The sequence below is a fragment of the Bradyrhizobium sp. LA6.1 genome (genome assembly GCF_040547805.1).
Lineage (GTDB): Bacteria > Pseudomonadota > Alphaproteobacteria > Rhizobiales > Xanthobacteraceae > Bradyrhizobium > Bradyrhizobium barranii.
On record NZ_JBEPQK010000004.1, the window covers coordinates 378,336 to 397,295 of the forward strand.

Sequence of the window (18,960 nt, forward strand, 5' to 3'; positions counted from 1 at the left end):
TCGGAAAGACATGGCGCTCACTTGCTGCCCATCCTTCGAGACGCCCGCCTACGGCGGGCCCTCAGGATGAGGTCGCGTTTCGCGGCGAGATATCAGACCCTCATGGTGAGGAGCCCGCCTAAGCGGGCGTCTCGAACCATGCAGGCCGCGCTCTTCCGGCACTCTCCAGCCAACAGGTCGCTCATCGCGGCGTCAAAATGATCGCTTCCGCGGTCGCGGCTTCGACGGCCGGGCGGCTGTAGAGCAGCGGGACATATTGGCCAGTGGCCCAGAGCGGAGCGAGGTCGCGATAATGGGCGCTGAAGGGATCGCCGGATTGGCCAGGCGTGTTGATGGTGCGGCTCGCATCCCAATTGCCGACGTCGAGCACCATGCGGAACGATGCGCCGGCGAACAGCTGGTAATCGGCGCGGCGGTAGGTGGCCGCGCGCGGCACATTGGCGGCGCCGCCATAGGCGAGCGGGCCGACCGAGAGCTGCGCTGCGGTCGCCTTGTCGGCGAGCGGCATCAAGGCATGGTCGAATTTCGCGACATGCAGCCGGCCCCAGCGCCAGGTCGAGGCATCCGGCCCGAGCTTACCCGTGACGTCGGCCACTGCGGCGCCGAGGCTGTCGCGCAGGATCTGGTCGCGCGCGGCAGCGGGATCGGCGCCGAATGACGCATCCGGGGATTCCAGATAGGCGACCAGCGCCGAAATGCTCGACGCCTCCGGCGCGATCAGATCGGCGGCCTTGGGCGCCGTGGTCTTCAGCAGCACCGGCCCAAGATGATTGGCGATCCAGACCTCGAACACGGCAGCCGCCGCGCTGTCGGCGGCATCGCGCGCGTCCCATGGCTTGAGCAGCTCGAGACCCTTCTTCACATTGGGATCGTCGGAGGTGAGCGGCTGCAACAGCTTGACGAGGCGCCGCCCCAGCATCGCGGTGTCGTCGTTCTGCAAATCCATGGCGTCGGCGAGCGTCACCTTGCTGTTGGCCGCGAGCACCTCGGTGATGCGTTGCCAGCGCGCGCTGTCGGACCATTCGAAGCCGACCTTGCGTTCGGCTATCGGGTAATCGGCCGGCAGGTTCATCTGGTTGGCGGTGGCGAGAAAGCCCTGCTTGGGCTGATAGGCTTTCGGCAATTCGTCGAGCGAGAGAAAGCCCTGCCACTCGTAGCGGCCGTCGCCGGGCACCGGCATCAGGCCGTCGAAGTTGGCGCGCCGCGGCGTCTTGCCGGCGGCGACCCAGCCGATATTGCCGCGGGTGTCGGCATAGACCTGGTTCTCGGACGGCGCGCCCCAGCGCCGCATGGCGGCGAGGAAGCCGTTCCAGTCCTTCGCGGTCATGTAGTCGGAGGAGCCGAAATAGGCTGACGTGCCAGGCTCGAACCAGATCGAGCGGACCGCAAAGGCGCGCTTGTTCGCATCGTCGACGAAGATGACGGGACCGTGCCGGGTGAATTTCAGCTCGAGGTCGCGATCGGCTTCGCCTTTGACCTGTTCGGTCTCGTGGACGATGCGCATGTCTTCCCAGCCATTGCCGTAGCGGTACTGGTTGGGGTTTTGCGGATTGAGCTCGTAGACGTAGAGGTCTTCCTGGTCGACGTTGAAGATGGTGAGGCCGAAGGCAATGGTGCCGTTGTGGCCGATCGAGATGCCGGGCAGCGCCGGCTCGCCGGCACCGATCACCGAGAGGCCGGGCGCATTGAGGCCGACGATGTAGCGCAGCGAGGGCACGCTGTGCTCGCGATGCGGATCGTTGGCGAGGATCGGGCGGCCCGTCGCCGTGCGCGAGGCCGCGATCACCCAATTGTTGGAGCCGATGGTGTCGCGCTGCTGGTCGGCCTCGGTGAGGTATTTGTCGGGATCATGCGCGAGTGCGGCCTGCTTGTCCTTCGGTGCCGCGAAGGCCACGGGGCGCGTCGCGAGATCGTAGGCCGCGAGCACGGCCTTCGGCACGCTGCAGGGGTCGAGACCATCGGGGACTTTCGTGGTCCATGCCGGCTCGAGCTTGACGCGGAAACGATCGGCATCGAGGCCGGCCGCGCAGGCGACCAGCGAGCGCTTGACCTCGGAGGCGACATTGCGCGTCAGGCCGTGGCTGCGAATGCGGACGACGTCATCCGCCGTCCACGGATCAGGCATGGTGCCGGCGATCCTGAACTCGATCGGCAGCGGGCGTTTTCCCGCGCGCACATCGGCGACATAGGCATTGACGCCTGCGACAAACGCGTCCGCATAGGTCTTCGCCTTGGGACCGTAGGCCGCCCACTCCGCGTTCATGTCGCCGCGATACAGGAACAGCCGTAGCGCCTTGTCCTGCTCGGCATAGGCCGGGCCGAAATCCTTGGCGAGCAGGCCGAGGCCGCGCTTGCGCCAGAGATCGATCTGCCAGAGCCGGTCGCGCGCGGCGTTGAAACCCTGCAGGAAGAACAGGTCGTGCTCGTTGCCGGCATAGATGTGCGGGATGCCCCAGACGTCGACCAGGATCTGGGCGGGGGCGTCGAGGCCCGCGACGTCGGTCTTGAGCTGCCGCGCGCTTCCGAGCGGATTCGGCTTGTCGCGCGCGATGGCTGTCGAGGTCAGCAGCGCGGCGCAGATCGCTGCGCCGCAGAGTTTTTGGATGACCCGGTTGAGATCCGTGTTCATTGTCTTCTCCCGTTGTTGTTATTTTAGTCCGTAGCCCGGATGGAGCGAAGCGTAATCCGGGAATCTTACTCGTGGAGAAAACCCCGGATTGCGCTTCGCTCCATCCGGGCTACGACATCCGCCTATCCCTCTCCCTCGTCGCTCGCGAGCACGCCCTTCACCGCGCGCGCCCAGCCGGCGAGCTTCCGCTCGCGCGTCGCCTGGCTCATGTTCGGCTTGAAGCGGTGCTCGAGCCGCCAATTGTCGGCGAACTTCGTCGGCTCGGGATAGACGCCCGCCTGAAGGCCGGCGAGATAGGCGGCGCCCAACGCCGTGGTCTCCTGGATCACGGGGCGATCGACCGGTGCGTCCAAGAGATCGGCGAGGCGCTGCATGGTCCAGTCGGAGGCGGTCATGCCGCCGTCGACGCGCAGCACGACGCTCGCGACTTCCGAGCTCGGCCAGTCCGCGCGCATCGCGGCCCAGAGGTCGAAGGTCTGGTAACACACGCTCTCCAGCGCGGCGTGCGCGAGCTCAGCCGGGCCGGTGTTGCGGGTGAGGCCGAACAGCGCGCCGCGCACGCGCGGATTCCAGTAGGGCGCCCCCATGCCGACGAAGGCGGGGACCAGATAGACGCTCTGCATGGAATCGGACTGATCAGCGAGCGGGCCGGTCTCGGCGGCGTGCTTGATGATGCCGAGGCCGTCGCGCAGCCACTGCACCGCCGAGCCCGCGACGAAGATCGAGCCTTCGAGCGCGTAGGTGCGCTTTCCCTCGAGCTGATAGGCGACGGTGGTGAGCAGCTTGTTCTTCGACACCACCGGCGTAGTCCCGGTGTTGAGCAGGGCAAAACAGCCGGTGCCGTAGGTCGACTTCATCATGCCCGGGCGGAAGCAGGCCTGGCCGATCGTCGCGGCCTGCTGGTCGCCGGCAATGCCTGAGATCGCGATCGCGCCGCCGAACAGGTCCGGCGTGCTCTCGCCGAAGCGGGCGGAAGAATCCTTCACCTCGGGCAGCATTGAGCGCGGCACGCCGATGATCTCCAAGAGCTCGTCGTCCCACTGGCCGGTGTGGATGTTGAACAGCAGCGTGCGCGAGGCGTTGGTGGCATCAGTGGCGTGCACCTTGCCGCCGGTGAGGCGCCAGAGCAGATAGCAATCGACCGTGCCGAACATCAGCTCGCCGCGCGCGGCACGCGCCCGTGCGCCGGGGACGTGGTCGAGGATCCACGCGACCTTAGTGCCGGAGAAATAGGGATCGATGATCAGGCCGGTCTTTTGCGAGATCACGGGCTCGCGGCCTTCGGCCTTGAGTTTCGCGCAGATGTCGGCGGTGCGGCGGTCCTGCCAGACGATGGCGCGGTGCACGGCCTGGCCGGTGGCGCGGTCCCACACCACGGTGGTCTCGCGCTGGTTGGTGATGCCGATCGCCGCAATGTCCTTTGCGGTGATGCCGGCCTGCTCGATCGCGTCTCGGCAGACCATCACGGTCGAGGTCCAGATGTCCTCCGGCTCGTGCTCGACCCAGCCCGAGGCCGGAAAATGCTGCGGAAACTCCTGCTGCGCGCGGGCGGCAATCGAGATGTCACCGCGAAAAACGATGGCGCGCGAAGAGGTGGTGCCCTGGTCGATGGCGAGGACGAAAGACATGGAAGCTTACCCTGGCGTTTCCCTGAGAGGGGGTCATTGTGTCGCGCCAAAGGGAGCGGATTAGGGCGGCAAGGTCAAGATTGGATCAACGCGCGCGGCTCCCCTTCCTTCTCCCCTTGCGGGAGAAGGTGGCGCGAAGCGCCGGATGAGGGGTATGCTTCAGCGAATTCAGCAGGAAGAGATTCACTCGCGGAGAGAGACCCCTCACCCGTCTCGCCGCTATGCGGCGAGCCACCCTCTCCCACAAGGGGAGAGGGAAGAATCCCTACACCGCCGCCGTGGTCACGCCGCCGTCGATGACGATGGTCTGGCCGGTCATGAAGCTGGACGCGTCGGAGGCGAGATAGGCGACGGCGCCGGCGATTTCGTCGGGTTCGCCGATGCGGCGGAGGGGCGTGGTGGCGGTGCGGCGCTTGAGGTTGGCTTCGTCTTCCCACAGCGCGCGGGCGAAATCGGTCTTGACCAGGCCGGGCGCGATGCAGTTGACGCGGACGCCTTTCGGGCCCCATTCGCCGGCGAGCGAGCGGCACAGCGCGAAGTCGGCGGCCTTGGAGATGCCGTAGGCGCCGATCACGGTCGAGCCGCGCAGCCCCCCGATCGAGGAGATGATGACGACGGAGCCGTTGCCGCGCTCGGCCATTTGCGGGATCGCCAGCGCGGAGAGCCAGATGTTGCTCTTGACGTTGCTGCCCATGATCTTGTCGAAGGCCTCGTCGGTGATGTCGAGCAGCGGGCCGTAATACGGATTCACCGCCGCGTTGCAGACCAGGATGTCGATCTTGCCGTAGTGCTTGATCGTGCCCGAAATCAGCGCCTCGACCTCGGCCTTGCGCGCGATGTTGCAGGGAATGACGGTCGCATCGCCGCCGGCCGCGATGATGCCGTCGGCGACTTCCTTGCAGGCGTCGGCTTTCCGCGATGACACCACGACCTTGGCGCCGAGCTTTGCCAGCAGCTCCGCCGAGGAGCGACCGATGCCGCGGCTGGAGCCGGTGACGATTGCGACTTTTCCGGTGAGATCGAACGGGGTGTTTTTCATTGTTGTTGCTCCGCTACGTCCGCTTGTTCGGTGTCATCGCCCGGCTTGACCGGGCGACCCAGTACTCCGCGGCTGAAGTTGCGTGAACGAACTGCCGCCGCGGAGTACTGGATGCCCCGGTCAAGCCGGGGCATGACAGTCTTCGCGTGGCCTAGATCAACTCAGATCAACCCGCTCCCATCCGCGACGCGGCGCTGGTGGTAGTCGGTATCACCAAAGCTGTTCTCGATCATGGTGAGGCGCTTGAAGTAGTGGCCGATCTTCGCCTCCATGGTCATGCCGATGCCGCCGTGGAGCTGGATCGCCTGCTGTCCCACGAACTTCAGCGACTTGCCGATCTGCACCTTGGCCGCGGCGATGGCGTTGGAACGCTCCTTGGCGTCCTCGAAATCGCCGGCCATGGTCGCGAACATCGACATCGATCGCGCCTGCTCGGCGGCGACGAACATGTCGGAGGCGCGGTGCTGCAACGACTGGAATGAGCCGATCGCAACGCCAAACTGCTTGCGCGTCTTGATGTACTCGACCGTGGTCTTGAGCGACTCGTCCATCAGGCCGACGGCCTCGGCGCAGAGCGCGATGCGGGCTTCGTCGACGACACGTTCGATGAGCGCGAGCGAGTCGTCGGGATTGCCGAGCACCGCATCGGCACCGACCTCGACGCCGGTGAAGGTGATGTCGGCGGCGTGCAGGCCGTCCTGGGTCGGGTACGACTTCTTGGTCACGCCCTTGGCATTCGCCGGCACCAGGAACACGCCGATGCCGGACTTGTCGCGGCGGTCGCCCTTGGTGCGGGCGGTAACGATCAGGGTCTCGGCGTTCTCGCCGTTGAGAACGACGAACTTCTCGCCGTCGACCACCCAGCCGTCGCCCTTCTTCTTCGCCGTCGTCGAGACGTCGAAGAGATCGTAACGCGAGTTCTTCTCGAGCTGGGCGAACGCCAGCGTCTTGCTGCCGTCGATGATCCCGGGCACGTGCGCGGCCTTCTGCGCATCGGAGCCGGCGTGGCGCAGGAAGCCGCCGCCGATCACGACCGTTGCCAGATACGGCTCGAGCACCAGCGCCTTGCCGAGCGCTTCCATCACGATCATGGTCTCGACACCCCCGCCGCCGAAGCCGCCATCGGCCTCCGCGAAGGGCAGGCCAAGCAGGCCCTGCTCGGCGAGCTTGCCCCAGACGGCCTGGCTCCAGCCGCCCTTCTCCTTCATGTACTTCTTGCGGCTCTCGAAATCATAGGAATCGGTCAGCAGGCCGTCGATGCTGTCCTTGAGAAGCCGTTGCTCCTCGTTCAGATCAAAATCCATTTCTTTGGTTCCTCGTACCCGAAATTATCTGGCTTCGTCATCCCGGGGCGCGCATCGCGCGAGCCCGGGATCCATACTCCCGATCGTGGCTATGGATTCCGGGCTCGCGCTGCGCGCGCCCCGGAATGACGCCTAGAGCCCAAGCACCGCCTTGGCGATGATGTTGCGCTGGATCTCGTTGGAGCCGCCGTAGATCGAGACCTTGCGGTTGTTGAAGTAGCTCGGCGCGATCTGGGCGGTCCACTCCATGGCCTCGTTCGAGCCGTCGTCGCCGTGCACGTCGTAGGGTGCTGCGAACGGACCGATCACTTCCATCAGCAGTTCGGTGGTGGTCTGCTGGATCTCGGAGCCCTTGATCTTCAGCACCGAGGACGCCGGATTGGGCTTGCCCTTGCCGTGCTTGCCCTCGTCGGCGACGACGCGGAGCTGCGTCAGCTCGAGCGCCTTCAGCTCGATCTCGCAGGCCGCCAGCTTCTCGCGGAACGCGGCGTCCTGGATGATCGGCTTGCCGCCGGATTCGACCTTGCCGGCCAAGTCGCGGATGCGGCGCAGCCGCTCCTTGGAGACGCCGACCCGGGCAATGCCGGTGCGCTCATTGCCGAGCAGGAATTTGGCGTAGTCCCAGCCCTTGTTCTCCTCGCCGATCAGGTTCTCGTAGGGCACCTCGACGTCGTCGAAGAACACTTCGTTGACCTCGACGCCGCCGTCGATGGTCTGGATCGGACGCACGGTGACGCCCTTCGACTTCATGCTGAAGACGATGAAGGAGATGCCCATCTGCTTCTTGGCGGAGGGGTCGGTGCGGCAGAGGCAGAAGATCATGTCGGCGTGCTGGGCGAGCGTGGTCCAGGTCTTCTGGCCGTTGATGATCCACTTGTCACCCTTGCGCTCGGCCTTCGTCTTCAGCGAGGCGAGGTCGGAGCCGGAGCCGGGCTCGGAGAAGCCCTGGCACCACCAGTCGTCGACATTGGCGATGCGCGGCAGATACTGCTTCTTCTGCTCTTCGTTGCCGAAGGTGTAGATCACGGGGCCGACCATGCTGACGCCGAAGGCGAGCGGCTGCGGCGCCGGATAGGACTGCAGTTCCTCGTTGAAGATGTAGTGCTGCACGGAGGTCCACCCCGTCCCGCCATACTGCTTCGGCCAATGGCTGACGCCCCAGCCCTTCTTGTTGAGGATGCGCCACCACGTCACCATCTCGTCCTTCGAGAGGTGACGGCCCTCGACCAGCTTGCGCCGCGTATCCGGCGGCACGTTGTCGCGGAAGAATGATCGCACTTCCTCGCGAAACGCCTGCTCTTCCCTAGTGAATGCGAGATCCATCGGATCCTCCTGTGAGCTTCTTTGTTTCGTCGTCGTCAGGACGACGGTGAAATTACTGCAACACCTCGAAAAGTCCCGCCGCGCCCATGCCGCCGCCGACGCACATGGTGACGACCGCATACTTCGCCTTGCGGCGGCGGCCTTCGATCAGGGCGTGACCGGTCAGGCGCGCGCCCGACATGCCGTAGGGATGGCCGACCGAGATCGCGCCGCCGTCGACGTTGATCTTCTCGGGGTCGATGCCGAGCTTGTCGCGGCAATACAGCACCTGCACCGCGAAGGCTTCGTTCAGCTCCCAGAGGCCGATGTCGTCGACGGTGAGGCCGTGGCGCTTGAGCAGGCGCGGCACGGCGAAGACCGGGCCGATGCCCATCTCGTCCGGCTCGCAGCCGGCGGAGACGAAGCCGCGGAAGATGCCGAGCGGCTTGAGGCCGCGCTTTGAGGCTTCCTTGTCGCTCATGATGACGGAGGCGCTGGCGCCGTCGGAGAGCTGGCTGGCATTGCCGGCGGTGATCGAAAAGCCTTCGCCGCGCACCGGCTTGAGGCCGGCAAGGCCTTCAGCCGTGGTCTCGGGGCGCGGGCCTTCGTCCTGCGACAAGGTCACCTCCTTGAACGAGACGGCGCCGGTCGCCTTGTCGGTGACCGCCATCTGCGTCGTGATCGGCGCCAGCTCGTCCTTGAACTTGCCGCCCTGCTGGGCCGCGGCGGTGCGGCGCTGGCTTTCCAGCGAATACTCGTCCTGCTTCTCGCGCGAGATGCCGTAGCGCTTGGCGACGACTTCGGCGGTGTCGATCATGGGCATGTAGACCTCGCCCTTGATCTTGAGCAGCGCCGGATCTTGCGCGTGGAAGCCGTTCATCTTGTCGTTCTGCACGAGGCTGATCGACTCGCCGCCGCCGCCGACCGCGATCTCGACGCCGTCGAAGATCACCGAGCGCGCGGCGAGCGCGATCGCCTGGAGGCCCGAGGCGCATTGCCGGTCGATGGTGGTGCCGGCGACGGTCACGGGGAGACCTGCGCGGAGCAGCGCCTTGCGCGCGATGTTGCCGCCGGTCGCGCCCTGCTGCAGCGCCGCGCCCATCACGACGTCCTCGACCTCCTTCGGATCGACCTTGGCGCGGGCGACGGCCTCGCCGATGGCGTGGCCGAGCAAGGTTGCGCCCTCGGTGGCGTTGAGCATGCCGCGATAGGCCTTGCCGATCGGGGTGCGGGCGGTGGAAACGATGACGGCGTCGGTCAAGAGCGACCTCCTGGTTGCGTGGATTGTGCTGGTTTCTGCTGCTGGCGCAATTCGTGGCGCGACAATTTTCCGACCGGCGTGCGCGGCAGATCGTCGACGAACTCGACCGCCGCCGGCAGCTCGTGCTTGCCGACCTTGCCGGCGAGCTGCGCGCGCAGCTCGTCGAGCGAGAACGGCTTTGCGTCCGGCTTGAGCTTGATGAAAGCCTTGGCGGCCTCGCCGCGATACTGGTCGGGAATCCCGAGCACGATCACCTCGTGCACGCCTGGAATGGTGTAGATCGCCTGCTCGATCATCTGCGGATAGACGTTGAAGCCGCCGGAGATGATCATGTCCTTCTTGCGATCGACCAGGAAGAAATAACCGTCGGTGTCGACATAGCCGATGTCGCCGGTGAGGAAGCGGCCGTCTGAAAACGACTCCGCGGACTCCTTCGACTTGTTCCAGTAGCCCTTGGTGACGTTCGGGCCCTTGATGCGGATTTCGCCGACTTCGCCCGGCGGCAGGACTTTTGTGGGGTTCTCCAGCGAGACCACGTCCATCTCGATGCCGGGCAGCATCAGGCCGATCGACCCCGGCTTGTCCGGTCCCATCGGCGGGTGGCCGGTGCCGGGCGAGCAGGTCTCGGTCATGCCCCAGCCGCTGCGCAGCTTCTTGCCGACCTTGCGCTCGAAGAAGTTCGCGATCTCCACCGGCAGCGGCGCGCCGCCGGAGCCGATGACGGCGAGCGAGGAGAAGTCGCGCTTGTCGAGATCAGGCAGCGCCGCGATCGCGATCCACATCGTCGGCACGCCCGGGAAGTACGTCGCGCGCTTGATTTCGATGTCGCGCATCACCGCTTCGACATCAAAACGCTGGTGGAGCGAGATCAGATTGCCGCGGCTGAGCGACGACAGCAGCACGACGGTGAGCGCATAGATGTGGAACAGCGGCAGCACGCAGATCACGCGCTCGATCACGTCGCCGCGCGCCGCACGAGACGGCTTGCCCCAGACATCGTAGATCGACACTGCCGAGGTGAGATTGCCGTGGGTGAGCATCGCGCCCTTGGGCAGGCCGGTGGTGCCGCCGGTATATTGCAGCAGCGCGACGTCGTCCGCCGTCACCGACGGCCGCTCCGCCGGCGCGGTCGCGCCCTCGACGAAGCTCTTGAAGGTGATGATGCGGGGATCATTGGGGATCGGCGCCTGCGGCGTGCCGAGCTTGCCCCAATCGTCGTCCTCGCAGACGACGAGGCGATCGATCAGGCCCTTCTCCAGGAACTTCAGCGCGGTCGGCAGCAGCGCCGCGAGGTTGGAGGTGACGAGCAGGCGCGAGCCGGAATCCGAGACCTTGTGCGTCAGCGCGATCTCGCCGTCGAGCGGGGAGAGATGCGCGACGCGGGCACCGGCCTTCAGCGCGCCGAAGAAATTGACCGGATGGTCCGGCGTGTTGCCGAGGAACAGCGCCACGGAACTGTTCTTGCCGCAGCCGGCGCGCAGGAAGGCAGCCGCGGCACGCTCGGCCATGGCGGCGAGCTCGGTATAGCTGATCGGACGATCGCGGAATTCCAGCGCGGTGCGCGGGCCGAAATCGGCGGCGGCTTTCGACAGCAGGTCAGGCAGCGAGCCCTGGACGATGGTGTCGTCCCAACGCACGCCCTCGGGATAAAACTGTTCGCCGGGATGGGTCATTATTCTTGATTGGTTGAGCGAGCAACTAACAGAGACCGTCATTCCGGGGCGCGACAAAGTCGCGAGCCCGGAATCCATAACCACCAGCTGGGGTTATGGATTCCGGGCCTGCGCCTTGCGGCGCATCCCGGAATGACGAGGGTTGAGATGAAGCGGCCATCACGCCGCCTTCGACGCCGCCGCCAGCGACGCGAACGTCTTGCCTTCGGCCGCGAGCTTCTTCAGCAGCGGCGCGGGCTCGAGGCTCGGATCGTTGGTCTCCTTGGCGTAGAAGGACAGACGATCGGCGATGTGCTTGAGGCCGACGGTGTCGGCCCAGAACATCGGGCCGCCGCGGTAGATTGGCCAGCCGTAGCCGTAGAGCCAGACCACGTCGATGTCGGAAGGACGCGCCGCGATGCCCTCTTCGAGGATCTTCGCGCCCTCGTTGATCATCGGGTACATCATGCGCTCGAGGATCTCCTCGTCGCTGACGACGCGCTTCTTGCGGCCGAGACGGAGCAGCGTCTCGTCGATCAGCTTTTCGACCTCCGGATCGGGCAGCGCCGAGCGACTTCCTGCTTCATACTTGTAGTAGCCCTTGCCGGTCTTCTGGCCGAAGCGGCCGGCTTCGCAGAGTGCGTCCGCGATCTCCGACTTGATGCCGCGGTCCTTGCGCGAGCGCCAGCCGATGTCGAGGCCGGCGAGATCCCCCATCGCGAACGGCCCCATCGGCATGCCGAATTTGGTGACGACGGCATCGACCTGCTGCGGCAAGGCACCTTCGAACAGCAGCTTCTCGGACTGCTTGCCACGCTGCGCCAGCATGCGGTTGCCGACGAAGCCGTCGCAGACGCCGACCACGGCCGGCACCTTCGCGATCTTGCGCGCGATGGTCACGGCGGTGACCAGCGCATCCGGCGCGGTCTTGTCGGCGCGCACGATCTCGCACAGCTTCATGACGTTGGCGGGCGAGAAGAAGTGCATGCCGAGCACGTCCTGCGGCCGCTTGGTCGACTTCGCGATCTCGTCAATGTTGAGGTAGGAGGTGTTGGAGGCGAGCACGGCGCCGGGCTTGACGTATTGGTCGAGCTTGCCGAACACTTCCTTCTTCACCGCCATGGTCTCGAACACGGCCTCGATCACCAGGTCAGCATCACCGACGTTCTCGATGCCGACGACGCCGTTGATCAGCGCCATGCGCTTGGCGGGCGCGTCGGCCGGAATGCCACCGCGCGCCGCGGTCGCTTCCCAGTTCTTCTGCATGATGCCCATGCCGCGCTTGAGCTGCTCCTCGCCGGTCTCGATCAGGGTCACGGGCACGCCGGCATTGGCAAAGGACATCGCAATGCCGCCGCCCATGGTGCCGGCACCGAGGATGGCGACGCGGTTCACCGGCCGCGACTTGGTGCCTTCAGGGACGCCGGCGATCTTGCTGGCCTCGCGCTCGGCGAAGAAGGCATAACGCTGCGCCTTGGACTGGTCGCTGGAGACGAGCTTGAGGAAACCCTCGCGCTCCTTCTTCAGCCCCTCGTCGAACGGCAGGTCGATGGCGTAGCCGACGGCGTCGGCGGCGGCGAACGGCGCCTCCAGGCCACGCGCCTTCTTGGTCAAGGCAGCGACCGCATTGGTGAAGATCGAGCGGTCGGCCTTGGCCGCCGCGAGCTTGGAATCGTCGTCGCGCAGGCGCCGCAGCGGACGCTTCTCGGCGAACAGCTTGCGCACGAAGGCTTCGCCGCCGGAGGCCGGACCCTCGACGATCTCCTCGATCAGGCCGTTCTTGAGCGCTTCGGCAGCACCGATCGGATCACCGCCGACGATCATCTTGACCGCGAGTTCCGGCCCGACCGCGCGCGGCAGGCGCTGGGTGCCGCCGGCGCCCGGCAGCAGGCCGAGCTTCACCTCGGGCAGGCCGAGCTTGGCTTCCTTCACGGCCACGCGGAAATGACAGGCCAGCGCGACCTCGAGGCCGCCGCCGAGCGCCGTGCCATGGATCGCGGCGACGACCGGCTTGGGCGAGTTCTCGATCTCGGCGAGGACGTCGTTGAGGGCGGGCGGCTTCGGCGGCTTGCCGAACTCGGTGATGTCGGCACCGGCGATAAAGGTGCGGCCGGCGCAGGTCAGGACGATGCCCTTGATCGCGGGATCGGCGATCGCGGCCTTGATGCATTCGAGAATACCGCCGCGCACTGCGGCACTCAGCGCATTGACCGGAGGACTGTTGACCGTGACGATCCCGACTTCGTCATGACGCTCAAGCTTGACCACTTCGCTCACGGCTTCCCTCCTTGGTGGGGATTTACTTTTGTTCGATTTCGCGGTGCGGAATTTAATTCCGCATCTTGACGGCAGGGTTATTTTGAAGCACGGACGTTGTCAACGACTCCGCGCAAGAAGCAGATCAGGGATGAAGCGTACAGGCAAGAAGACTGCGACCGATCGGAATTTCGTCGTCGCGCTTTCCCGCGGACTAGATGTTTTGCGCGCATTCCAACCCAGCGACGGACTTCTCGGCAACCAGGAGATCGCCGCGCGGACGAACCTGCCCAAGCCGACCGTTTCGCGCCTGACCTACACGTTGACGAAGCTCGGTTATCTGACACCGGTTCCCCGTTTCGAGAAGTATCAGCTCGCGCCCGCCGCGATGGCGCTTGGTTATGCGGCGTTATCCAATCTCGGCGTTCGGCATTTGTCCGAGCCATTTCGCGAGGAATTGATGCGCGCGACCGGCGGCGCCGTCGCGATCGGCGGCCGCGACCGTCACAGCATGATCTATTTCGGGCAAAGTCGCGGCAGCGAGACGGTCGGCGTTCAACTGGACGTCGGCTCCCGCGTGCCGATTGCAACCAGCGCGATGGGCCGTGCCTATTTCTGGGCGCTCGACGAAGAAGGCCGCGCCGAGGTGTCCCGCATCCTGCGCGAACATTACGGCAGCCGCTGGCCGAAGATGCGCGACGGACTGGAACGTTCCGGCGAGACCGTCGCGAAATACGGTTTCGCGATGTCCGTCGGCGACTGGCACGACGACATCGGCGCCGCCGGCGTCGCGCTCAAGCTCAACGACGGAACCGGACCTTACGCATTCAATTGCGGCGCGCCCGCATTCCGCTTCACGGAAGAGCGTTTGATCAACGACATTGGACCGCGTCTGCTGGCGATGGTAAGGAACATTGAAGCGGCACTCGGGGGACTGATGCCGCAATCCAAAAAAGAAGTCAGCAAAAAGCTGAAATCAGGAGGAAAAGTTGCGCGTGTGGCCGAGGGGTTCAGATAGCCTTTGTCATCACCGGGAGCGGTTCGCATCGCCCCTTCGCCCACTGACGTGTGTGGGCGAGACGAGATGACGCAGGCACAGCTCGCGCGGGGGACATCGCCCCTGCTCGCGGTTCGCGACGTCAGCGTCGTGTTCGGCGGCATCATCGCGCTCAACGGCGTGTCCTTTGACATGCACAAGGGCCAGATCCTCGGATTGATCGGCCCCAACGGTGCCGGCAAGACCACGCTCTTCAATTGCCTCTCGCGGCTCTATCAGCCGTCGTCGGGCGACATCCTGATGGAAGGCGTGAGCATCCTGTCGCGGCCTCCGCACCGGATCGCCGAGATCGGCATCGGCCGCACCTTCCAGAACGTGGCGCTGTTTCCGAACCTCTCGGTGATGGACAACGTCCGCGTCGGCGCCCATTCGAAGACCTCCAGCGACATCATCAGCGACTCCCTGAGGCTCGCCTGGGTCCGGCGCAGCGAGACCGAGGTCAACAAGAAGGTGCAGGAGATCCTCGCCTATCTCAAGCTCGAGGACGTCGCCCACACCATCGTGTCCGGCCTGCCCTTCGGCACGCAGAAACGCGTCGAGCTGGCGCGCGCGCTCGCGGCCGACCCGAAGATCCTGCTGCTCGACGAGCCGGCCGGCGGCCTCAACCACGAGGAAGTCTATCTGCTCGGCGACCTCATCCGCCGCATCCGCGACGACCGCCACATGACCGTGCTGCTGGTCGAGCACCACATGGGCCTCGTGATGTCGATCGCCGACCACGTCGTCGCGCTGAATTTCGGCAAGAAGCTCGCGGAAGGCACGCCGGCCCAGGTGCAGGCGGACCCCGACGTCATCAAGGCCTATCTCGGGAGCAAGGACCAATGACGACGCTGCTCAACGTCAAGGACCTGCGCGCCTATTACGGCCAGGTCCAGGCGCTCCATGGCCTGTCCTTCTCGCTCAACGAGGGATCGTTGACGACGCTGCTCGGCGCCAATGGCGCCGGCAAGACCACCACCCTGCGCGCGATCTGCAACATGGTGCGTTCCACCGGCGCGATCGAGTTCGAAGGCAAGCCGCTCAGCAACCGCTCCACCGAGAGCATCGTGCGGTTCGGCATCGCCCACGTGCCGCAGGGCCGCGGCACCTTCACGACCATGACGGTCGAGGAGAACCTCCAGCTCGGGGCCATCACCCGCAAGGACAGCGCCGGCATCGTTTCCGACATCGAGCGCATGTACGCGCATTTCCCGGTGCTGAAGCAGCGCCACACCCAGCAGGCCGGCACGCTCTCGGGCGGCGAGCAGCAGATGCTCGCGGTCGCCCGTGCGCTGATGCTGCGGCCGCGCCTGATGCTACTCGACGAGCCGTCCTTCGGACTGGCGCCGCTGGTCGTGCGCGACCTGTTCGGCATCCTCGGCAAGATCAATCGCGAGGACAAGGTGTCGATCCTGGTGGTCGAGCAGAACGCCCAGCTCGCGCTCGAGCTCGCCGACCAGGCCTATGTGATCGAGACCGGACGCATCGTGATGTCGGGCAATGCCAAGGACATCGCGAACAACGAAGAAATCCGCAAATCCTATCTGGGTTACTGAGGAGCCGGCACGATGGAGCTGTTCACCAACCAAGTGCTGGCCGGCATCGCCACGGGCGCGATCTACGCCTGCATGGCGCTCGCCGTGGTCATGATCTACCAGGCGATCGACCATCTCAACTTCGCGCAGGGCGAGATGGCGATGTTCTCGACCTTCATCTCGTGGCAGCTGATGCAGTGGGGCGTGCCTTACTGGGCCGCCTTCATCCTCACGCTGGCGCTCTCCTTCGTCGCCGGCATCGCGATCGAGCGCATCCTGTTCAAGCCGCTGGCGAAAGCGCCGGTGCTGACCAACGTCGCCGGCTTCATCGCCCTGTTTGCGATCATCAACTCCTCGGCCGGCCTGATCTGGGACTTCACCATCAAGCAGTACCCGACCCCGTTCGGCTCCGCGCCGTTCCTGGGAAGCCAGCTGATCTCGACCCACCAGGCCGGCATGATCGGCGTCACGGTGCTGCTGCTGCTCGGCCTCTACTTCTTCTTCCAGTACACGCGCATCGGCCTGGCCATGCGCGCGGCCGCCTCGGTGCCTGAATCGGCGCGCCTCGTCGGCATCAACACGTCCTGGATGATCGCGCTCGGCTGGGGCATGGCGACCGCGATCGGCGCAATCGCCGGCATGCTGATCGCCCCTGTCGTGTTCCTCGAGCCCAACATGATGGGCGGCGTGCTGATCTACGGCTTTGCCGCCGCGGTGCTCGGCGGTCTCACCAGCCCGTTCGGCGCCGTGGTCGGCGGCTTCCTGGTCGGGATCTTCGAGAACCTCGCCGGCACCTACATCCCCGGCGTCGGCAATGAGCTGAAGCTCCCGATCGCGCTCGCGCTGATCATCTCCGTCCTGGTCGTCAAACCCGCTGGCCTGTTCGGCCGGCACATCGTCAAGCGAGTTTGATCATGAGCGCTGCAGAAGAAGTCGTTGCAGAAGGCCACGAGGCGGTCGAGGCTGTTCCGAAGCGGGCCATGACGCTGGGCACCGGCACCTCGCTGGTGGTGCTCGCGGCACTGCTGATCGCACCCGTTTTCGTCAAGAACTTCATCATCTTCCAGATGACGATGCTCCTGATCTACGGGCTCGCGGTGCTGGCGCTGAACATCCTGACCGGCGGAAGCGGCCAGTTCTCGCTCGGCCAGAGCGCGTTCTACGCGGTCGGTGCCTATACGACAGCGGTGCTGATGGAGCACTTCAACGTCAATTACGCGCTGACGCTGCCGATCGCCGGCGTCGTCTGTTTCGGCTTCGGCTTCCTGTTCGGGCAGCCGGCGCTGCGGCTCTCCGGCGTCTACCTCGCGCTTGCGACCTTCGCGCTCGCCACCGCCATGCCGCAGCTCCTCAAGCTGAACTTCCTCGAGCACTGGACCGGCGGCGTGCAGGGCCTCGTCGTCACCAAGCCGGACGCGCCGTTCGGGCTGCCGATGTCGCAGGACATGTGGCTGTATTACTTCACGCTCGTGGTCGTGATTGCGATCTACATCTTCTCGGTGAACCTGCTGCGTTCCCGCTCGGGCCGCGCCTTCATGGCGATCCGCGACAACGAGATCGCGGCCTCCGCGATGGGCGTCGACGTCGCGCTGTACAAGACGCTGGCCTTCGGCGTCTCCGCCGCCATCACCGGCATCGCCGGCTCGCTCGGCGCCATCGCGGTGCAATTCGTCGCGCCCGACAGCTACACCATCACGCTCGCGATCTCGCTGTTCCTCGGCATGGTCGTCGGCGGCGTCGGCTGGCTGCCCGGCTCGATCGTCGGCGCTGCCTTCATCATCTTCGTGCCGAACATCGCGGAGGGCATCTCCAAGGGCCTCTCCGGCGCGGTGTTCGGCGTGCTCCTGTTCCTCGTCATCTACCTCGTGCCGCATGGCGCAAGGCAAGTCGCGATCCTGGGCCAGCAACTCGCCGGTCGGCTCAGGAAGAACTGAAACGTCCATCCAGACTGTTGTTTTAACCAAGGAGACCCAATTGCTTTTCGGAAGAATACTGCGAACCACCGCACTCGTAACGGCGGTCGCGACCCTCACCTCCGGCGCGGCACTTGCCCAGAAGAAATACGACACCGGCGCGTCCGATACCGAGATCAAGATCGGCAACATCATGCCGTACAGCGGTCCGGCGTCGGCCTATGGCATCATCGGCAAGACCGAAGAAGCCTATTTCAAGATGATCAACGACAAGGGCGGCATCAACGGCCGCAAGATCAACTTCGTCACCTATGACGACGCCTATTCGCCGCCGAAGGCCGTCGAGCAGGTCCGCAAGCTGGTCGAGAGCGACGAAGTCCTGGCCGTGTACAATCCGCTCGGCACGCCCTCGAACACCGCGATCCAGAAGTACCTGAACGCCAAGAAGATCCCGCAGCTGTTCGTCGCCACCGGCGCCACCAAGTGGAACGACGCGAAGAACTTCCCCTGGACCATCGGCTGGCAGCCCTCCTACCAGAGCGAAGCGCAGATCTACGCGAAATGGCTGATGAAGGAAAAGCCGAATGCCAAGGTCGCGATCCTCTACCAGAACGACGATTTCGGCAAAGACTACCTCAAGGGCACCAAGGACGGTCTCGGCGCCAAGGGCGCGTCCATGATCATCATGGAAGAGAGCTACGAGATCTCCGAGCCGTCGATCGACGGCCACATCGTCAAGATCAAGGCCGCCAATCCCGACGTGCTGCTGATCTACGCGACGCCGAAGTTCGCGGCCCAGACCATCAAGAAGACCGCCGAGCTCAGCTGGAAGCCGCTCCAGATCCTCACCAACGTGTCGATCTCGGTCGGCAGCGTGATGAAGCCGGCCGGCTTCGAGGCCTCGCAGGACGTGCTGTCGGCGGCCTATGCCAAGGATTCCACCGACCCGCAGTGGAACAACGATCCCGGCATGAAGAAGTGGAACGAGTTCGTCGACAAGTACATGCCTGGCGCCGACAAGACCGACACCGGCATGGTCTACGGCTATGGCGCGGCGTCGACCCTGGTCAAGACGCTGGAAATGTGCGGTGACGACCTCACCCGCGCCAACCTCATGAAGCAGGCCGCTTCCTTGAAGGATTTTGCACCGGACACGCTGCTGCCCGGCGTCAAGATCAACACCAGCGCCACCGACTTCGCCCCGATTTCGCAGCTCCAGATGCAGCGCTTCAAGGGCGAGAAGTGGGAACTGTTCGGCGAGATCATCAGCGGCGACGTCGCTTCCGAGTGACGCTGACGCAATAGTCCAAGCCTGGTCAGTTCAAGTCTAGTCAAATCTGACAAAGCCCCCGCGGGCGACCGCGGGGGCTTCTTGTTGACGTCAGGCGTCAATCTTGTTCAATGC

14 protein-coding genes are annotated in these 18,960 nt (G+C 65.2%); 6 read left to right on the top strand and 8 right to left on the bottom strand.

The features are described 5' to 3' along the window. Window positions 1-181 precede the first annotated feature (181 nt). The 8 genes from ABIB99_RS12365 to ABIB99_RS12400 form a co-directional block, all read right to left on the bottom strand. Window positions 182-2,629: a penicillin acylase family protein gene (locus ABIB99_RS12365; protein WP_354175955.1), complete on the bottom strand. Its 2,448-nt coding sequence runs from the start codon at window positions 2,627-2,629 to the stop codon at window positions 182-184. Between the two features lie 122 nt (window positions 2,630-2,751). Continuing rightward, window positions 2,752-4,257 carry a glycerol kinase GlpK gene (gene glpK, locus ABIB99_RS12370; protein WP_354175956.1) on the bottom strand — a complete coding sequence of 502 codons (1,506 nt, stop codon included), beginning with the start codon at window positions 4,255-4,257 and terminating at the stop codon, window positions 2,752-2,754. A 265-nt stretch (window positions 4,258-4,522) separates the two neighbouring features. Beyond that, window positions 4,523-5,296, bottom strand: coding sequence for an SDR family NAD(P)-dependent oxidoreductase (locus tag ABIB99_RS12375; RefSeq protein WP_304492734.1), 774 nt, complete (start codon window positions 5,294-5,296; stop codon window positions 4,523-4,525). Between the two features lie 161 nt (window positions 5,297-5,457). Beyond that, a complete protein-coding gene (gene pimD, locus ABIB99_RS12380) occupies window positions 5,458-6,600 on the bottom strand; it encodes a pimeloyl-CoA dehydrogenase small subunit (protein ID WP_354175958.1) in 1,143 nt (380 codons plus the stop codon). 132 nt (window positions 6,601-6,732) lie between these two features. Beyond that, on the bottom strand, window positions 6,733-7,923 hold the full coding sequence (pimC, locus tag ABIB99_RS12385; protein ID WP_063980946.1) for a pimeloyl-CoA dehydrogenase large subunit: 1,191 nt from the start codon (window positions 7,921-7,923) through the stop codon (window positions 6,733-6,735). A gap of 52 nt (window positions 7,924-7,975) precedes the next feature. After that, complete coding sequence (locus ABIB99_RS12390) at window positions 7,976-9,163, bottom strand: acetyl-CoA C-acyltransferase (protein WP_014498261.1); 1,188 nt, start codon at window positions 9,161-9,163, stop codon at window positions 7,976-7,978. Next, complete coding sequence (pimA, locus tag ABIB99_RS12395) at window positions 9,160-10,836, bottom strand: dicarboxylate--CoA ligase PimA (protein WP_354175959.1); 1,677 nt, start codon at window positions 10,834-10,836, stop codon at window positions 9,160-9,162. The genes ABIB99_RS12390 and pimA overlap by 4 nt, the downstream gene beginning before the upstream one ends. A 159-nt stretch (window positions 10,837-10,995) precedes the next feature. Beyond that, window positions 10,996-13,092: a 3-hydroxyacyl-CoA dehydrogenase NAD-binding domain-containing protein gene (locus ABIB99_RS12400; protein WP_354175960.1), complete on the bottom strand. Its 2,097-nt coding sequence runs from the start codon at window positions 13,090-13,092 to the stop codon at window positions 10,996-10,998. A gap of 130 nt (window positions 13,093-13,222) precedes the next feature. On the opposite strand from ABIB99_RS12400, the gene ABIB99_RS12405 reads away from it, so the two are divergent. From ABIB99_RS12405 to ABIB99_RS12430, 6 genes are all read left to right on the top strand, one after another. Next, entirely contained in the window at window positions 13,223-14,089 is an 867-nt protein-coding gene (locus ABIB99_RS12405) for an IclR family transcriptional regulator (protein WP_028151937.1), read from the top strand. Window positions 14,090-14,155: 66 nt separating this feature from the next. Next, the gene (locus ABIB99_RS12410; RefSeq protein WP_166345288.1) at window positions 14,156-14,953 is read left to right on the top strand and encodes an ABC transporter ATP-binding protein; all 798 of its coding nucleotides are present in this window, start codon (window positions 14,156-14,158) and stop codon (window positions 14,951-14,953) included. Beyond that, on the top strand, window positions 14,950-15,663 hold the full coding sequence (locus ABIB99_RS12415) for an ABC transporter ATP-binding protein (protein WP_014498266.1): 714 nt from the start codon (window positions 14,950-14,952) through the stop codon (window positions 15,661-15,663). The genes ABIB99_RS12410 and ABIB99_RS12415 overlap by 4 nt, the downstream gene beginning before the upstream one ends. 12 nt (window positions 15,664-15,675) lie before the next feature. Beyond that, window positions 15,676-16,554: a branched-chain amino acid ABC transporter permease gene (locus ABIB99_RS12420; RefSeq protein WP_063980940.1), complete on the top strand. Its 879-nt coding sequence runs from the start codon at window positions 15,676-15,678 to the stop codon at window positions 16,552-16,554. Window positions 16,555-16,556: 2 nt separating this feature from the next. After that, complete coding sequence (locus ABIB99_RS12425) at window positions 16,557-17,576, top strand: branched-chain amino acid ABC transporter permease (RefSeq protein WP_028151939.1); 1,020 nt, start codon at window positions 16,557-16,559, stop codon at window positions 17,574-17,576. A 40-nt stretch (window positions 17,577-17,616) separates the two neighbouring features. Continuing rightward, window positions 17,617-18,846, top strand: coding sequence for an ABC transporter substrate-binding protein (locus ABIB99_RS12430; protein ID WP_071916729.1), 1,230 nt, complete (start codon window positions 17,617-17,619; stop codon window positions 18,844-18,846). The last annotated feature ends 114 nt before the right edge of the window (window positions 18,847-18,960 follow it).

Bases quoted from the DNA above. Each gene is read 5' to 3' on its own strand.
- ABIB99_RS12365 (WP_354175955.1), bottom strand. From the start codon at position 2,629: ATGAACACGGATCTCAACCGGGTCATCCAAAAACTCTGCGGCGCAGCG.
- glpK (WP_354175956.1), bottom strand. From the start codon at position 4,257: ATGTCTTTCGTCCTCGCCATCGACCAGGGCACCACCTCTTCGCGCGCC.
- ABIB99_RS12375 (WP_304492734.1), bottom strand. From the start codon at position 5,296: ATGAAAAACACCCCGTTCGATCTCACCGGAAAAGTCGCAATCGTCACC.
- pimD (WP_354175958.1), bottom strand. From the start codon at position 6,600: ATGGATTTTGATCTGAACGAGGAGCAACGGCTTCTCAAGGACAGCATC.
- pimC (WP_063980946.1), bottom strand. From the start codon at position 7,923: ATGGATCTCGCATTCACTAGGGAAGAGCAGGCGTTTCGCGAGGAAGTG.
- pimA (WP_354175959.1), bottom strand. From the start codon at position 10,836: ATGACCCATCCCGGCGAACAGTTTTATCCCGAGGGCGTGCGTTGGGAC.
- ABIB99_RS12405 (WP_028151937.1), top strand. From the start codon at position 13,223: ATGAAGCGTACAGGCAAGAAGACTGCGACCGATCGGAATTTCGTCGTC.
- ABIB99_RS12410 (WP_166345288.1), top strand. From the start codon at position 14,156: ATGACGCAGGCACAGCTCGCGCGGGGGACATCGCCCCTGCTCGCGGTT.
- ABIB99_RS12415 (WP_014498266.1), top strand. From the start codon at position 14,950: ATGACGACGCTGCTCAACGTCAAGGACCTGCGCGCCTATTACGGCCAG.
- ABIB99_RS12420 (WP_063980940.1), top strand. From the start codon at position 15,676: ATGGAGCTGTTCACCAACCAAGTGCTGGCCGGCATCGCCACGGGCGCG.
- ABIB99_RS12425 (WP_028151939.1), top strand. From the start codon at position 16,557: ATGAGCGCTGCAGAAGAAGTCGTTGCAGAAGGCCACGAGGCGGTCGAG.